This is a genomic window from Emcibacteraceae bacterium (genome assembly GCA_041396985.1).
In the GTDB taxonomy this organism is placed as follows: Bacteria; Pseudomonadota; Alphaproteobacteria; order Sphingomonadales; family Emcibacteraceae; genus Pseudemcibacter.
In genome coordinates this window covers 516,674-532,391 of sequence record JAWKXO010000002.1, presented here as the reverse complement: position 1 = coordinate 532,391, position 15,718 = coordinate 516,674, and the positions used below count along the sequence as shown (strand labels likewise).

Here is a 15,718-nt window from a genome sequence, read left to right as displayed (position 1 = left end):
ATCTTAGCATAGCAGACGAATGCTCACAATTCACGTTATCGTGAGAGAAGTTTGAGGGCATTTTCTCTTAATATAAGCTCTTTTTCATCTTTTGAAAGTCTGGTTTCATTTACCACACGCAGGCCGGTTTCTGCGGAAAATATCGGGGTATCCGTTCCGACAACAATTTTATCTGCCCCATAAATCTCCACTGCAAGCTCCAAGGCTCTCGGGCCCAGCGATGAGCTGTCAAAAAATAAATTTTTCTTCCTCGTCGGGGGAAGTTTCGCATTTGGAAAACGGGCTTCAACCGTATGTTGCATCCGCTCCACAACCATTGGAAAAGTGCCACCGAGATTGGCAATATGCACTGTCATATCAGGAAACTGGTCAAGAAAATCAGTGTAAAGCAACGTAATCAATGTAAATGAAATATCATGCTGAACACCGAGCGCGCCGCGTGCAATCAGCAGCTCGTCCGGGTCTTTTGGTCTCCTGTCCAATATGGGATACTGGTCATGTCGCCAGCCAGGATGAATAAAAAAATGAAGCTTCTTTTGATTGGCATAATGAAACAGTGATTTTAGTTCATTGGCATAATCGAGGGAAAGAAAAGCATTATTGGGTAATATTGCCCCAAAAAAATCATAACTTTCCACGCACCGTTTAAGCTCATCTTCCATCGCACCAATATCAGCAAGCGGTAGTGCCGCCAGAGGTATAATCCGATCCTTAAATTTTGAAGAATGAACGGCATAATCATCATTTGATGCTTTAATCATGGGTAATGACTGTTCTAGTGGCAAATAATCAACGCCCAATAATCCCGGAAGCGATATGACCTGCTTTTCCATGCCAATATGATCAAGATAATCTATCCGTTCGTCCATATCATAATAGGCACTTGAATAAGGAAGAGTGCTTACCGGCATATGATATAGCATGGAACCATCAGCATTGCGGCTGATCCGGGGATCAGAAGATCTCTTTTCCAGCATTTCCATCAATTTAGGTGCTATGTAATGTGCATGGAAATCTATAACCATAAATTATACTCCTTTTGACACTGCTTTTTCCCGATTGTTGCGTTTGTTAGATGACCGCTTAACAAAGGGATAAATAAACATATAAATTCCGGTAATCCAGAGTATAAAAAGACAAATTGCTGATGGCAAAATTATATAATATTTCATCCAGTCCCCAAAAAATGTACCGTCATGTATTTTTTCTAACAGATCAGAACGCCGTTCCATGACTGACAAGACCAACCCATTTGTTGTGTCAACCTGAACTTCCCAACCATCAGCCGAAATAAACTTAACCATGCCCCGGTCCGTTTTATAATCAATTCGCTCAAAATCTGACCATTCCATGCCTTTTGTCGGCTCAACGCTTGTTGCGGCCCTGAGCAATTCAGCATGACTGACAATTGGGGTCGCCTGACTTTCACCACGTTTGCTTGGTGGTTGGATCCAGTCCACATCTTTTTTTAATTGAAGAAACAACCCTGAAATGATCACCAGCAACAATGGCAGGGCAATGAAAATGGATATCCAATTATGTATGGTTCTGTTTAATTTTGTGAACTTCATTTATTACGCTTCAATATAGAAAAAATTTATTTTTTGTTTCAGATTTATAATTTAACAATTACATCTCAAAACACCAACATCATTCGAATGCAATGGATGATAATGATTGCCCAATCTTTTCAGCGTTATCACAAAACACTTGAAGCAAATATAATATTGCGGCTACTCTCAAAAAATTCAATTTAAGAATAAGAGAAACTCTCTATGAATAATACAGATAATAAAAATGACCATTTGGCAGCCTATTGGATGCCATTTACGCCTAACCGGACGTTCAAGGAAAGTCCCCGTCTTTATAAAAGTGCAAAGGGGTTATATTATGAAACAGCGGACGGGCGTAAAATTCTGGATGCCTTTTCCGGGCTCTGGTGTTCAAACCTTGGCCACTGCCATCCCAAAATTACCGAAGCCATCCAAATTCAGGCCGCTAAAATGGATTATTCCACAGCCTTTAATTTCGGTCATGAAGCGGCGTTTGAGCTTGCCAATGTTGTGGCGTCCCAATTTCCCGGTGACCTTGGGCATGTGTTTTTTACCAATTCCGGGTCAGAAGCTGTTGATACAGCGCTCAAAATGGCGCTTGCTTACCACCGCATTAACGGTGAAGGTACGAGAACGAGGCTGATTGGTCGAGTGAATGGCTACCACGGTGTTGGATTTGGTGGTATATCGGTGGGCGGCATGGTCAACAACCGTAAATTTTTTGGTACTTTGCTCAGTGGGGTTGATCACCTGCCGTTCCCCTATAATCCCAAGGAAGATGCTTTCAGCCGCGGTGAGCCAAATTCCGATCCAATGAAATATCTTACCGAACTGGAACAGATTATCACTCTTCATGATGCCTCCACTATTGCTGCGGTTATAGTTGAGCCAATGGTCGGATCGGCTGGAATGTACGTGCCACCAAAAGGCTATTTGAAAAAATTACGGGAAATTACCGAAAAACACGGCATTCTTCTTATCTTTGATGAAGTGATTACCGCATTCGGCCGTCTCGGCGCGGCTAATGCAGCGACCTATTTTGGGGTAACCCCTGATATCTGCACAATGGCAAAAGGGATCAATAATGCCGCCGTCCCCATGGGGGGCGTGATTGCCAGTAAGAAAATATATGATACCTTCCTTGATGGCACCAAAGCAGGCATTGAATTTTTCCACGGCTATACATATTCAGCACATCCGCTTGCTGTCGCCGCCGCGCTTGCCGCGCAGGAAATTTATGAAGAAGAAAATATCTATCAGCGTGTCACAGAAAATGCCAAATATTTTGAGGATGCACTGCACAGCTTAAAAGGCCTGCCCCATATTACAGATATCAGAAATATTGGCTATGCGGGCGGACTGACTATTGCCCAGCGGGATGACAATATCGGCGCACGGGCCTATGATTTCTTTCTTAAAGCCTTTGAGAATGGTATCGGGATCAGATCAAACGGTGATTCAATTGCTATTGCCCCTATTTTAACCAGCTCAAAAGAAGAGCTTGACCCGATTTTTGATGCGCTACGTAAAACCGCAAAAGAGATTAGTTAGGAAAATATAGATTATGTATAAAGTTGATCATTATATAGATGGGCAGATGGTTGCCGCTAGCGGCAATCGGAACGCACCGATTTATAACCCGGCAACCGGTGAAATTCAGGGTGAAGTCGGACTTGCCAGCACTGCTGACATTGATGCAGCGGTAAATGCTGCGAGCAAAGCCTTTGAAAGCTGGTCGGAAACCGGCCTGATGAAAAGGGTTTCTATCCTTTTTAAATTTCGTGAACTGCTTGAAGCAAACCGAGAAGAATTGTGCCGGCATATTGTCGCCGAACATGGAAAAGTCTGGGATGATGCCATGGGAGAGCTTACCCGTGGTTTTGAAATTGTTGAAAATGCCTGCGGCATTCCCGAAATGCTTAAAGGTGAATACTCGCAACAGGTGGGGACCGGAATTGACTGTTATAACACCCGGCAGGCCCTTGGGGTCGTCTGCTCCATCACCCCGTTTAATTTCCCGGCCATGGTACCGCTCTGGACCATCCCGCTTGCCATCGCCTGCGGTAATACGTTTATTTTAAAACCATCTGAGCGCGACCCGTCTTGTGCCAATATTCTGGCACGTCTTTTCTCGGAAGCGGGACTTCCGGATGGTGTCTTTAACGTTGTCCATGGCGATAAAGTCGCCGTTGACCACCTTTTACAGCATAAGGGAATAGAAGCTGTCAGTTTCGTTGGCTCGACAGCAGTTGCCGAATATATCTATCATACAGGCACGGCCCATAATAAACGCGTTCAGGCATTGGGCGGCGCCAAAAATCACGCCATCATTATGCCGGATGCCGATCTTGACCAGGCGGTTGATGCCATGATCGGGGCCGCTTTTGGTTCAGCCGGAGAACGCTGTATGGCCCTTTCCGTCGCGGTTGCCGTCGGGGATGATATTGCTGACAGGCTTGTTCAAAAAATTAGCGCGCAGGCAAGCCGGATTAAAGTGGGCTGCGGTCTTGAACCTGGCAATGAAATGGGACCGCTCATCACAAAGGAACATAATGCCCGTGTAAAAAGACTTATTACTGAAGGTGAGATACAGGGCGCAAAAGTCGTCCTTGACGGCCGAGATTTTAAAGCCGCTTCCGGTTTTGAGAACGGCTATTTCTGTGGCCCCACAATACTGGATCATGTCACAAAGGACATGTCCGTTTACAGCGAAGAAATATTCGGCCCCGTATTGGTTGTGGTTCGTACCCAAAGTTATGATGATGCTGTAAAGCTTGTTCAGGAACATGAATATGGCAACGGCACCTGCATCTTTACCCGTGACGGTGACATCGCCCGCGATTTTACACGGAAAATAAAAATCGGCATGGTTGGGGTTAACGTTCCTCTTCCCGTGCCATTGGCTTTTCATAGCTTCGGTGGATGGAAAAGGTCAATATTTGGTGATCATCATATGTACGGGCCGGAAGGGGTGCGTTTCTGGACCAAGTTAAAAACAGTGACCATGCGCTGGCCTACCAGTATCATGGCCGGGGCGAACCTAAGCTTCCCGTCCAGCGGATAGGCTTATATTATTTGCCAAAAAATTGAGCTAATTGTTGATTCCCGGTACTTTTACATTCCCGGCACCGGAAGACATTCCATTATTTCAACGGCATCACCGGGAAATATTGAAAAATGCGGATGATTGAGGAACTTTTCTGCTGCCTCTTCATATGAATTTGCTTTGATTATAATATAACCGACAAGTTCATTTACGTGATCTGAAATCCCATCCCTTGATACTCGTTTTGTCTTACCCAAGGGACCACCGGATACAACAATTGACTTTTGGTTGGCTTTCATCCAGTCATACCAGGCTTCCATACCGGCTTTTTCAAGTTCTGCCTTTTTTGCAGGGTCCAGCTGATCCCAACCGGATTCTTCACGCGACTGCTTATTTCCTGTGTATACTGCCAGATATTCTTTCATTAATTTCTCCTCCTATCACCCAATGTTAGTTTAAGAATTTGCCCCGAATAAATTTTTCAAATTCTATCGGGTCATTTCGCACCATGTCCATAAAAGGGGGCCGGATATCCGTTTCAGAATTATATTTATCACTCCATTGCATTATGGAAATAATGACAGGCAAAAGATCCAGACCCTTTTTTGTTGGACTGTAGATGTATCTTTTACGATCTTCCGTATCACGCTGCTTATTGATAAATCCATTACTTTCAAGCATTGCCAACCTGTTTGAAAGTATGTTTGTCGCTATTCCTTCAGCAGAAGCGACAAATTCTTGATAAAACTTTTTATCCCTTAACAGAATATCGCGCAATATAAGCAGGCTCCATTTATCACCTACTAATTCCAGCGCATAAGATACAGGGCAATTTGATCTGATTTTCTTTGTCATACTTATTTGTTATTTTTTTTACTTGTAAAAAGCAAGCAAAATGTTATTTTAATTTACTTTTAATATGCAAGTTAATTAAATTGAGAGAACCCATGGAACATAAGATTGTCTGTAAACAAGAGTGGATAAAGTATCGCAAAGAGTTAATGATTAAGGAAAAAGAACTTAAAAAGCTATCAGATCATGTTAGTCAGGCAAGACGCGATATGCCCTGGGTGGAAGTAGAAAAAAATTATACCTTCCATGGCCCCGAAGGTGACATTACTTTCGGTGAACTTTTTAAAGGAAAAAAGCAACTTATTGTACAGCATTTTATGTACGGCGCTGACTGGGATGAGGGTTGCCCACGCTGCTCAGCCATCGCAGACTGCCATAACGGGATAAATATCCATCTTAATCAGCGTGACATAAATATGGTGGTGATTTCAAATGGTCCTCTTGAAAACCTGCTTAACTATAAAAAAAGAATGGGATGGTCATTTGACTGGTATTCGTGTCTGGGGACAGACTTTGGATATGATTTTGACGTCTCATTCACAAAAGAAGCCTATGATAATGGAACGGCAACATATAATTATTCCCCGCTCAAAAACCCAGTTGATGAACTTTCCGGCGTAAGCGTATTTATAAAAGGCGATGACGGGAAGATTTATCACACTTATTCTGCTTTTTTTGACAGTCTGGAGCCGCTTCTGACATTTTACCGTTATATGGATATAACACCCATTGGCCGCAACGAGAATCCTGACAAAGTTTTTATGTCCTGGATCAAACGCCATGATGAGTATGAGAGCTCAGCCAGGAAATAACCGCTTTATTATAAAAGGTTTTAATGATGGTGCCCCCGGTCGGACTCGAACCGACACATCCAAAGGATACTGGATTTTGAATCCAGCGCGTCTACCAATTCCACCACAGGGGCCCGGGGTCAGGAATGTTTACAGATTAACCTGTAATATCGGCGCATCATAGCGTGAAGATTTTAACCGTCAAGCACCGTTTGGCCCGCCAAATAAAGAAAATTACTTTTTTTTAAGGCATTTTAATATAGAACTAATCCAACGATACATATTGGGAAATAAAATGCTGAGAAATTTATATGACAGGGTCATGTTGCTCGCCGACCATCCAAGAGCCCTTTGGATTCTGGCGCTGATGTCCTTTGCGGAAAGTTCTTTTTTTCCGATCCCGCCGGATGTGCTGGTTATTCCCATGGTGATTGCTGCCCCGACCAGAGCGTGGCGGATAGCCTTTGTCTGCTCGGTAAGTTCCCTTTTCGGTGGCATTTTCGGCTATATTATAGGCGCTTATTTCTTTGACCTTATCGGCCAGCCAATAGTTGATTTTTATCATTTGCAAAGCCAATTTGAACGCTTCCGCACCCTTTATAATGATTATGGCGCCATTATTGTTGCAGTGGCCGGATTTTCACCTATTCCTTACAAGGTTTTCACGATCGCCAGCGGTGTTACCCATCTGGATATGACAACTTTCATTATCGCAAGCGCCGTATCAAGAAGTGCCCGTTTCTTCCTTGTAGCTGCTCTGCTCTGGAAATATGGAACACCGATCCGCTGCTTTATTGAAAATCACCTGGCAAAACTTACCCTGCTTTTTTCCATTCTTTTGGTTGGCATGTTCGTTCTGCTAAAGTATATATGAAGCATGATGGAAAAAATCGCATCCCTTTGGAACTATGCACTAAATAACATAGTAGAACTTTCGCTTTTCGCATCCGTTTTTATGCTGAGCGGCGCTTATGGGTTTGAATATATCGGCGGACTTTATCCCTGTGATCTCTGTTGGCCACAGCGCTATGCCCATATGGCGGTTATTATCTTTGCCGGTTTTGCTCTTTATCTTAAAAAGCAGAATAACATAAAATGGCTACGCTTTAAGCTTATGACCCTTTTTTCCTATTTGGTCAGTGTCGGGTATTCTGGTTATCACGCCGGGGTTGAGCAAAAATGGTGGGAAGGCCCGGAAAGCTGCACTATTACAACCGGCGGGGACGCCATGTCGGCTGCTGATTTCTTCAATCAGCTTCAGGCGGCACCGCTAATCCGCTGTGATGATATTCCCTGGGATTTGTTTGGCATATCCATGGCTGGCTATAATTTTCTTATCTCGCTTATCCTGACTATTATGTTGGTGATCAGTGTCAGAAAGGATTTTCAGAAATGAGCAAACTGAAAGGAAAACATGTTCCAAAACCACTAAGCAGGGAAGCACTGCTTGACCGGATCATCCGTGTTGATCATGCCGGGGAATATGGTGCCGTGCGCATTTACGAAGGACAGCTGACCGTATTCGGGGACAATCACCCCATGTCAGACACGATAAAACACATGAAAGACCAGGAAGATGTGCATCTGGAGAGGTTTAACAGACTAATCCGGGACTATAATGCCCGTCCGACCATGATCACACCCTTATGGCATATGGCCGGGTTTGCTTTGGGGGCGGGTACCGCGCTACTGGGAACAAAAGCGGCAATGGCGTGCACCGAGGCAGTCGAGGAAGTGATCGACAAGCATTATGCTGAACAGATCGAAAGTCTTGGCGAGGAAGATAGCTCCCTAGCGGAAACCTTAGAAAAATTCCGACAGGAAGAGGTTGAGCATAAGCAAATTGCCATTGATAATGGTGCTCAGGAAACGCCGGGACATGGCCTTCTTTACGGGGCGATTAAACTCGGCGTAAAAGCAGTTATAAAAGTCGCCGAGCGTATTTAAGAAGATTTAAAGTTTAGCCAGAAATTCAAGGGCTTTCTGAAGGCCGTCCGGACCGATAGAATGCATAATCCCCGGCGAAACATGGCTCTCGACATTTATCCCTACATCTTTCAGAGCAATAAAGGCCTGATGCATCATTTCAACAGGTACCACATTATCCATATCCCCGTGAATAAGCACCACAGGCGGTTTTGACGTAATTTCATTTTTCCAGTTTTCCGGCAGCGTCATTGCACCGGAAAAACCAATGATCCCGGCAATATCCGATTTTCGTCTAAGCCCTACATGAAGCGCCATCATTGTGCCTTGTGAAAAGCCGATCAAGACCAGATCCTTGTTTTCCAGCCCGTATCGTTTAAGCTCCTGATCAATAAAATGATCAAGGATTGGCGTCGCTTTCAATGTGCCGACCAATCGTTCTTCACGGCTTAATGTGCTTAAAGCAAACCACTGATAACCGTTTGGGGCACCGTAACAAAGTTCAGGGGCGTTTGGTGAAATATAAACGGCATTTGGCATTGCGTGTCTTAAATGCGGGACAAGGCCGATCAGGTCATCCCCGTTCGAGCCATAGCCGTGACATAAAATGACCAGTTTATCAGGGTTGCCGTTTTCTGGTTCGACCCTTGGGCCATTTAGCACTGGTAATTCGCTCATTGTCACACTACTTTCTAAAAATAAAATTGAATTCCGTTTTATAGTAAAGGTTTCAATGACGCAAACTGATAAAATCATCACCCGATTTGCCCCAAGCCCGAGCGGTGAGCTGCATCTGGGCCATGCCTTTAGCGCTAAGCTTAATTATGATTTTGCAAAAAAACATGGAGGCCCGTTTATCCTGCGGATTGAGGATATTGATTTAGGACGCTGTAAAAAGGACTATGAGGTCCTAATTTATGAAGATCTGAACTGGTTAGGTCTTAAGTGGGAAAACCCGGTAAGACGACAGTCAGACCATTTTGATGATTATCAGCAGGCTCTTAAAAAACTTGATGATATGGGATTATTATATCCCTGTTTCTGCACCCGTAAGGATATAAGGCAAGAGATTGAAGAAAGCAGCCGCGCACCGCACCTGAAGTCCGCATTCGGCCCGGAAGGGCTGATTTACCCGGGCATCTGTAAAAATTTAAGCTCAGATAAACGCGCCCAAAAATTGGCCGAAGGCATCCCCCATGCTATGCGCATTGATATGGAAAAAGCGCTTTCAATGCTAGAAGCTCCGCTCTATTGGACTGATTTATCAATGGGCAAGCAGAAAGCTTGCCCGGAAATTCTTGGCGATGTTGTGTTGGCAAGAAAGGATTTTCCAACCAGTTATCACCTTTCCGTTGTTATTGATGATCATATTCAGAAGATCAGCCACGTGATCCGCGGTGAAGACCTCTTTTATGCCAGCCATATTCACAGGCTTTTGCAGCATCTTCTAAAGCTGAATACACCATTTTATAATCATCATGCATTGCTTAAATCAAAAGAAGGTACAAAATTTTCAAAAAGAGAAAAATCATTCACAATCAGGTCCTTCAGGGAAAGCGGTGTAGTTCCCGAAGAAATTGATGATCTGATTAAAAACTATCTTTAATTTTGAGCGTCTCGTTTGGCTTTTTCATCGGCAATGATTTTTCCGACCTCACCGCCGACTTCATTATATACCAGAAAACTTAAAACATACTGGGCCACTTTCCATTCGCCGTTCACTTTTTCCAGCACTCCGGAGCCGCGAAAACGACCACCATTTCTGTTTGAAATACTGGTTTCATCGAACCATGCGATACTTCCATCCTTGGAAAAGGATATTTTTTTATTTTCCGAATGATATGACCAGCCGCCTTTTGCAAAGCGCATGGCTACGTAATCGGTAAATTCCGGCTTTAACGGCCAGCGTTCCCATTCATCCGTGCCAAGGAATACCCCATCATCGGTAAAATGGCCAAGATAGCGATCTTTATCCGCCTTGGCCGCCGCATCATGAAAATCATCAAGCACTGCAATGATTGCCTTTTCCTCCGCCGGAAAATTTTGTGACAGTGCCGGCGAAGTCAATAACAGCACCGTTAAAAAACCAAATAAAAAATTTCTCATTTTTTTCTTCCTATTCCTCAAATACGATATTGACACGGCGATTATGCTTACCCTTATTTTCAATTTTTGAAACGGATAACCGACCGATTTCAGACGTATTTTTAACATGTGTTCCCCCGCATGGCTGTAGATCAACAGCATCGCCAACTTTCATCAGGCGGACCCGCCCCCCTTTTCTTGGCGGTTTTACTGACATGGTGCGGACCAGATCAGGATTTTCATCCATTTCCTCATCGGTAATCCAGAATGATGTTACTTCGTGATTGCCGCTTTGAAAGTCGTTTAGCTTTTGGGTAATTTCGTCCTTGTCCAGCGTCATATCGCCAATATCAAAATCAAGCCTGCTTTTATCAGCGCCAATCTGCCCGCCGGTAACACCACAGGGAACAGATGCACACAGAAGGTGGAGCCCCGTATGCATCCGCATATGAAGATAACGGCGATCCCAGTCAATTTCTGCAGAAACACTGCTGCCTTCACCCGGCAATTCCTGTCCTTCCGCTGGAACATGGACAATTTCACCACTATCCCGGTCATAAACAGTGGTGACAATTCTCACCTCTCTTTTCCCAAAAGTAAGCTGGCCACTATCACCCGGCTGTCCGCCGCCGGTCGGATAAAAAACCGTCCGGTCAAGGATAATACCGCCAAGGTCATTTATTTTTAAAACCTGCGCGTCACATGATTTTAAGTATGCGTCTTCGCGGAATAATTCTTCCGTCATTTATTCTGCTCTCCTTAATATCGCCAACTTGTCAGGTCCGCCCCTTCCGGTGCACTCTCGGCAATTCTTTTTAAAATTTTATCCAGATACATGAAATTATAATTCAGGCGGCTGACCCCGTTGGGGTTAATCTGATCACCGTTCCAGCAATGTTCAGCCCGATCGCCGTAATCCACCTCACCTGCATAATAAGGCGACTTCGTTTTTTCAAGAAAGCCTTCCGTCAGGTATACTGCATTATTCAAATAATAATTATCCATATCACCGACATAAATATGAAGCTTGCCTTTTAATTTGGGCCCTAGCGTTTTCCAGTCCCGCTCCATAATATAACGAAGATCATAATTTTCCCGCCAGTATTCGGCCACTTCATGATTAATCTCTCCGGTTTTTTTATCCCAGAGCCGCACCGGGTATCCGTCTTCACCCATCGGTGAATAGGTCGCCTCCCAGATATCATACTGCCCACCGCTGCGGCTTTTGCTTCCCAGCACCGCTTCAAGCAGATTATCATCAACAATCCCGTAACTGACATTACCAAGATAGTCACGGTGACCGGGTCGTGGGACTTTTTTATAATCCGCATCATAATAATAGGCGTTTTTATCCTTATAGATATTCAGCGGTGTATAGGCCCTGAAATCAATCGGATCCGGACAGGCCGCAAATGACCCATTATATTCATCAGGATAGAAAACCTGTACGGCCAGTGCTTCCCAACCGCCGGTTGACCCGCCATAGGTAAAACGGGCCCAACCTTCCCCTATTCCCCTGAATTTCTTTTCAATATAGGGAATTAGTTCGTAAGTGATCGCATCCCCATATGGTCCCTGACTAGCCGAATTAACAGCATAGCTGTCATCATAATAGGGGGTTGGGTGCTGTATTTCGATAATAATAAAGCGGGGGAAAGTTTCACTGATCCATTTTTTATAAAAATCATAGGCCGCCTGTGCCTGATAAATATTATAGCCATCCCAATCAAACCGTGCGCTATAGGTTGGCTTCATATTCGGGTCCGGCGGGGTTTCACTGAAGCCGCCAAAATCGGACGGAAAATGCCCATGAAAAATCATCAACGGATATTTTGCTTCCGGATGTTTTTCAAATCCTTCTGGAAGCAGAACATGAGCGCCAAGTTCCACATCCTCACCCCAGAATTCACTGAGCATTTTACTCTTCATTTTTATATGTTTGATATATTTTGTATCCCTGGGAGGCACAATCGGCGCAATCTTCTGATCCATTGTTATTTTAATAGTCTGAACACCATTTTCCGAAATTGTTACCTTTTGGGGCTTACTATAAAAATTACCCGGTTTTCTGTTCCATTGCTGACCCTCACCCCTATCCGGCGGCAGGGAAACGGTTTTTCCGTTAGCCAGATGAAAATCCTTATACCGATTAATCACCGCCTGAACATAATAGTCTCCTGCAGGAACGTCACGCAAACTTTGAAAAGGGTAACCATAGATTTGATTGTCCACTGTTATAGCTGTGCCCGGTTGCCAGTTCTTGACGTCCAACCCAAAAATAAGCTGACCATTTGGCCCCGAATTAATCTGGAAACGTGGTTCACTTTGATCATTATTTGACAGCATTACCAGCAGCCTACCATCCTGCTTTTCTCCGAGAGAGGCAGGAAAATCAACAGAAATAGAAATATTATCATTGGCATGTGCCGAAGCAATCAACCCCAATGAAAACCATAAATTAAATAAAATTTTTCTCATCATGCTCCCCTATAAATTGCTTAAAATTAATATTACAGACTTTGACTTAAAAGACCACATCTAACCCCGATATGACTTTATTTATATTTAGTTTACGTGTAAATTAAATAATAGTTTGGAGAGGTATCATGAAAAATTTCCGTAACACGGCTTACGTAATGATCGCAGCGATTGCCGGATATATGCTGGCGATAAAAAATACCAGTGAACAAAGATCAGAAATTTTTGCGAATATACTCGCGAATGCAACCTATATTGACCTAACCCAAATTTTGGACACGAATATTCCCAATGGACCCGGTCCGGAGGCAGCAAAAATAGAAACCTTGCTTAGTCATACTCCCGGTGAAGGTATTATGAACGGTACTGGGTCAATTCATCGATACAGTTTTCCCGGTCAGTGGGGTACCCATGTTGACCCACCCATACATTTTATTAAGGGCTTAAGAACTTTGGAGGAGATAGAACTTAATGAAATGATATTGCCGCTCGTTGTCATTGATGTTCATGAAAAAGTGGCGGCAAATCCGGATTATCAGGTTTCAATGGAGGATGTACGAGAATGGGAAAATATTTATGGACCTATTCCGGAAAAAACATTTGTTGCGCTTCGGACAGACTGGTCAAAAAGATGGCCAAATACAGACCTGATCAGAAATTGGGACGAAAATGGAACAAGCCATTCTCCAGGCTGGAGCATGGAGGTACTAAAATATCTGGCGGAACAACGCAACGTCACAGCCATCGGTCACGAAACTATGGATACGGATACTGGAAAACTGGCGGCAGATGGCAACTATCCGCTAGAGACCTATTTTCTGTCACAAAACAAATATCAGATTGAAAATATGAAAGCCCTTGATATGGTGCCTCAGTGGGGTGCCTTTATTGTCGCAACATGGGCATTGCCAAAAGCTGGTGACGGCTTCCCGGCAAGGGTCTTTGCCATAATACCCAAAGCAAAAAACGAATAAGAAATAGTCAAAAGAAACGCTAGATATTCACAAATGATCGCTTATAGTGAAGTATATTTTAATCAGCAGGGACAGAATTATGGATATTCTGAAAATAATCATAGCCATCAGCGTTGCTATAACCATTGGTATTATGTTTGCCGGTGTTTTCACAATGACTAAAACTGATGACAATGGCAAAAAAAGCAACATGATGATGCGCTTTAGGGTTTTATCACAATTTATTACCGTAATGTTGATTGCCCTCTATTTATGGTTAAGCAGATAGATGGTTAAACTTGATAAAATATACACCCGAGGTGGGGACAGCGGCGAAACATCCCTTACGGACGGCAGCCGTGCCAAAAAATATATCCCCCGTATTGAAGCCTATGGCAGCATTGATGAAAGTAATGCAGCTATCGGCCTGGCACGGCTATATACTGAAGACGTAAATGACCAGATGCTTTCTCGCATTCAAAATGATCTATTTGATCTTGGTGCGGATGTGTCTTTGCCCAAGGGCAGCAAATATGAGCAGCATGCCCTACGTATTTGTCAGACCCAGATAGATCGGCTGGAAGCTGAAATTGATCAGATGAATGAACATATTGCGCCACTTAATTCTTTTGTACTGCCCGGGGGCAGTGCGGCGGCAGCCCACCTTCATCAGGCACGAACCATTGTCAGGCGTGCCGAAAGATGGCTGGTTAAAGCGGCAGAAAATGAAGAAATATCGCCCCTTGCCATAAAATATTTAAACAGGCTTTCTGATCATCTTTTTGTCATGAGCCGCAAAACAAATAATAACGGAAAAGACGATGTTCTTTGGATACCGGGAGAGAACCGATAATGAGCGCCACAATCTGGAAAACAGCCCCGTGGGATGATGTATTGCTGCTTGAGCAGTCCTTAAATGAAGAAGAACGCATGATCCGTGACCAAGCGGCTGCTTTTTGTCAAAGTGAACTGATGCCCGGCATACTGGAAGCAAACAGGCAAGAGCATTTTGACAGAAACCTGATGAACAAAATGGGGGAAATGGGATTTTTGGGCCCGACAATAGACGGATATGACTGTGCCGGTGTCGGCTACGTGTCATACGGCCTGATTGCCCGTGAAGTCGAGCGGGTGGACAGTGGCTATCGAAGCGCCATGTCGGTGCAAAGCTCGCTCGTCATGTATCCCATTTATGCCTATGGCTCAGAAGTACAAAAAGAAAAATACCTGCCCAAACTAGCCAGTGCTAAATGGATCGGCTGCTTTGGCCTGACCGAGCCAAATTCAGGATCAGACCCCTCAAGTATGCAGACAAGAGCCAAAGCCACTGATGGCGGTTATATTCTTAACGGCAGCAAAATGTGGATTACCAACAGCCCCATTGCCGATATCTTTGTGGTCTGGGCCAAAGATGACAATGGCATAGTCCGTGGCTTCATACTTGAAAAAGGAATGAAAGGGCTCAGTGCCCCAAAAATAGAGGGAAAATTTTCACTTCGCGCTTCGACCACCGGTGAAATTGTTATGGAAGATGTTTTTGTACCAAAAGAAAATATGCTGCCGAATGTTGAAGGAATGAAGGGTCCTTTGGGATGCCTTTCCAACGCCCGCTATGGTATTGCCTGGGGCTCGCTTGGGGCGGCAGAATTTTGCTGGCATGCGGCGCGTCAATATACACTTGATCGCAAACAGTTCGGTAAGCCGCTTGCTGCCAATCAACTGATTCAGAAAAAACTGGCTGATATGCAGACGGAAATAACCCTTGGTCTTCACGCCTGTCTGCAGGCAGGGCGACTAATGGATCAGAAAATGTTATCCCCTGATGCCATTTCACTTCTGAAACGCAACAATTGCGGCAAATCCCTTGAGATAGCACGCATGGCCCGTGACATGCATGGCGGCAACGGGATTGCCGACGAATTTCATATTATCCGCCATGTTATGAACCTTGAAGCGGTCAATACATATGAAGGTACACATGATATTCATGCCCTGATCCTCGGCCGGCTTCAAACCGGCATCAATGCCTTCTGA

The 15,718-nt window shown here is 44.2% G+C and carries 19 protein-coding genes and 1 tRNA gene; 11 read left to right on the top strand and 9 right to left on the bottom strand.

Annotated features, from left to right (window positions below; all coding sequences use genetic code 11):
• Positions 1–35 precede the first annotated feature (35 nt).
• Both R3D86_07090 and R3D86_07085 read right to left on the bottom strand, forming a co-directional pair.
• Positions 36–1,025, bottom strand: a complete 990-nt coding sequence (locus tag R3D86_07090) for an amidohydrolase family protein (protein ID MEZ5757968.1) — start codon at positions 1,023–1,025, stop codon at positions 36–38.
• 3 nt (positions 1,026–1,028) lie between these two features.
• Positions 1,029–1,571 (bottom strand): PepSY-associated TM helix domain-containing protein, encoded by a 543-nt coding sequence (locus R3D86_07085; protein ID MEZ5757967.1) that lies wholly within the window; start codon positions 1,569–1,571, stop codon positions 1,029–1,031.
• A gap of 204 nt (positions 1,572–1,775) precedes the next feature.
• Here R3D86_07085 and R3D86_07080 point away from each other — a divergent pair, with 204 nt between their 5' ends.
• Together R3D86_07080 and R3D86_07075 are read left to right on the top strand one after the other, a co-directional pair.
• A complete protein-coding gene (locus R3D86_07080) occupies positions 1,776–3,104 on the top strand; it encodes an aminotransferase class III-fold pyridoxal phosphate-dependent enzyme (protein ID MEZ5757966.1) in 1,329 nt (442 codons plus the stop codon).
• 13 nt (positions 3,105–3,117) lie between these two features.
• Positions 3,118–4,617, top strand: a complete 1,500-nt coding sequence (locus R3D86_07075) for a CoA-acylating methylmalonate-semialdehyde dehydrogenase (protein MEZ5757965.1) — start codon at positions 3,118–3,120, stop codon at positions 4,615–4,617.
• A 50-nt stretch (positions 4,618–4,667) separates the two neighbouring features.
• On the opposite strand, the gene R3D86_07070 is transcribed toward R3D86_07075, so the two are convergent.
• Both R3D86_07070 and R3D86_07065 read right to left on the bottom strand, forming a co-directional pair.
• Positions 4,668–5,024 (bottom strand): hypothetical protein, encoded by a 357-nt coding sequence (locus R3D86_07070; GenBank protein ID MEZ5757964.1) that lies wholly within the window; start codon positions 5,022–5,024, stop codon positions 4,668–4,670.
• 25 nt (positions 5,025–5,049) lie between these two features.
• Entirely contained in the window at positions 5,050–5,454 is a 405-nt protein-coding gene (locus R3D86_07065; protein ID MEZ5757963.1) for a helix-turn-helix domain-containing protein, read from the bottom strand.
• Positions 5,455–5,546: 92 nt separating this feature from the next.
• On the opposite strand from R3D86_07065, the gene R3D86_07060 reads away from it, so the two are divergent.
• Complete coding sequence (locus tag R3D86_07060) at positions 5,547–6,263, top strand: DUF899 family protein (GenBank protein ID MEZ5757962.1); 717 nt, start codon at positions 5,547–5,549, stop codon at positions 6,261–6,263.
• A gap of 27 nt (positions 6,264–6,290) precedes the next feature.
• Here the strand turns inward: R3D86_07060 and R3D86_07055 are convergent.
• Positions 6,291–6,376 (bottom strand) — tRNA-Leu (locus R3D86_07055).
• 161 nt (positions 6,377–6,537) lie between these two features.
• On the opposite strand from R3D86_07055, the gene R3D86_07050 reads away from it, so the two are divergent.
• From R3D86_07050 to R3D86_07040, 3 genes are read left to right on the top strand one after another with little or no spacing between them, the layout of a single operon-like run.
• Positions 6,538–7,116: a YqaA family protein gene (locus R3D86_07050; GenBank protein MEZ5757961.1), complete on the top strand. Its 579-nt coding sequence runs from the start codon at positions 6,538–6,540 to the stop codon at positions 7,114–7,116.
• Positions 7,117–7,119: 3 nt separating this feature from the next.
• On the top strand, positions 7,120–7,638 hold the full coding sequence (locus R3D86_07045; protein ID MEZ5757960.1) for a disulfide bond formation protein B: 519 nt from the start codon (positions 7,120–7,122) through the stop codon (positions 7,636–7,638).
• Positions 7,635–8,189, top strand: a complete 555-nt coding sequence (locus R3D86_07040) for a demethoxyubiquinone hydroxylase family protein (GenBank protein MEZ5757959.1) — start codon at positions 7,635–7,637, stop codon at positions 8,187–8,189. The genes R3D86_07045 and R3D86_07040 overlap by 4 nt, the downstream gene beginning before the upstream one ends.
• Before the next feature lie 6 nt (positions 8,190–8,195).
• Here R3D86_07040 and R3D86_07035 read toward each other — a convergent pair whose 3' ends face one another.
• The gene (locus tag R3D86_07035; GenBank protein MEZ5757958.1) at positions 8,196–8,846 is read right to left on the bottom strand and encodes a dienelactone hydrolase family protein; all 651 of its coding nucleotides are present in this window, start codon (positions 8,844–8,846) and stop codon (positions 8,196–8,198) included.
• A gap of 55 nt (positions 8,847–8,901) precedes the next feature.
• On the opposite strand from R3D86_07035, the gene gluQRS reads away from it, so the two are divergent.
• Positions 8,902–9,774: a tRNA glutamyl-Q(34) synthetase GluQRS gene (gluQRS, locus tag R3D86_07030; protein MEZ5757957.1), complete on the top strand. Its 873-nt coding sequence runs from the start codon at positions 8,902–8,904 to the stop codon at positions 9,772–9,774.
• On the opposite strand, the gene R3D86_07025 is transcribed toward gluQRS, so the two are convergent.
• The 3 genes from R3D86_07025 to R3D86_07015 are packed head-to-tail and all read right to left on the bottom strand — an operon-like array spanning position 9,771 to position 12,734.
• A complete protein-coding gene (locus tag R3D86_07025; GenBank protein MEZ5757956.1) occupies positions 9,771–10,274 on the bottom strand; it encodes a nuclear transport factor 2 family protein in 504 nt (167 codons plus the stop codon). The genes gluQRS and R3D86_07025 overlap by 4 nt on opposite strands.
• Before the next feature lie 10 nt (positions 10,275–10,284).
• Positions 10,285–10,998, bottom strand: a complete 714-nt coding sequence (locus R3D86_07020) for an alanyl-tRNA editing protein (protein MEZ5757955.1) — start codon at positions 10,996–10,998, stop codon at positions 10,285–10,287.
• A gap of 14 nt (positions 10,999–11,012) precedes the next feature.
• Positions 11,013–12,734, bottom strand: a complete 1,722-nt coding sequence (locus R3D86_07015) for an alpha/beta hydrolase-fold protein (protein MEZ5757954.1) — start codon at positions 12,732–12,734, stop codon at positions 11,013–11,015.
• 125 nt (positions 12,735–12,859) lie between these two features.
• Between R3D86_07015 and R3D86_07010 the strand changes: the two genes are divergently transcribed.
• The 4 genes from R3D86_07010 (at position 12,860) to R3D86_06995 (ending at position 15,718) form a co-directional block, all read left to right on the top strand.
• On the top strand, positions 12,860–13,705 hold the full coding sequence (locus R3D86_07010; protein MEZ5757953.1) for a cyclase family protein: 846 nt from the start codon (positions 12,860–12,862) through the stop codon (positions 13,703–13,705).
• Between the two features lie 79 nt (positions 13,706–13,784).
• Positions 13,785–13,973 (top strand): twin transmembrane helix small protein, encoded by a 189-nt coding sequence (locus R3D86_07005; GenBank protein ID MEZ5757952.1) that lies wholly within the window; start codon positions 13,785–13,787, stop codon positions 13,971–13,973.
• Positions 13,974–14,537, top strand: coding sequence for a cob(I)yrinic acid a,c-diamide adenosyltransferase (locus R3D86_07000; protein MEZ5757951.1), 564 nt, complete (start codon positions 13,974–13,976; stop codon positions 14,535–14,537). It begins immediately after the preceding gene.
• The gene (locus tag R3D86_06995) at positions 14,537–15,718 is read left to right on the top strand and encodes an acyl-CoA dehydrogenase (GenBank protein ID MEZ5757950.1); all 1,182 of its coding nucleotides are present in this window, start codon (positions 14,537–14,539) and stop codon (positions 15,716–15,718) included. The genes R3D86_07000 and R3D86_06995 overlap by 1 nt, the downstream gene beginning before the upstream one ends.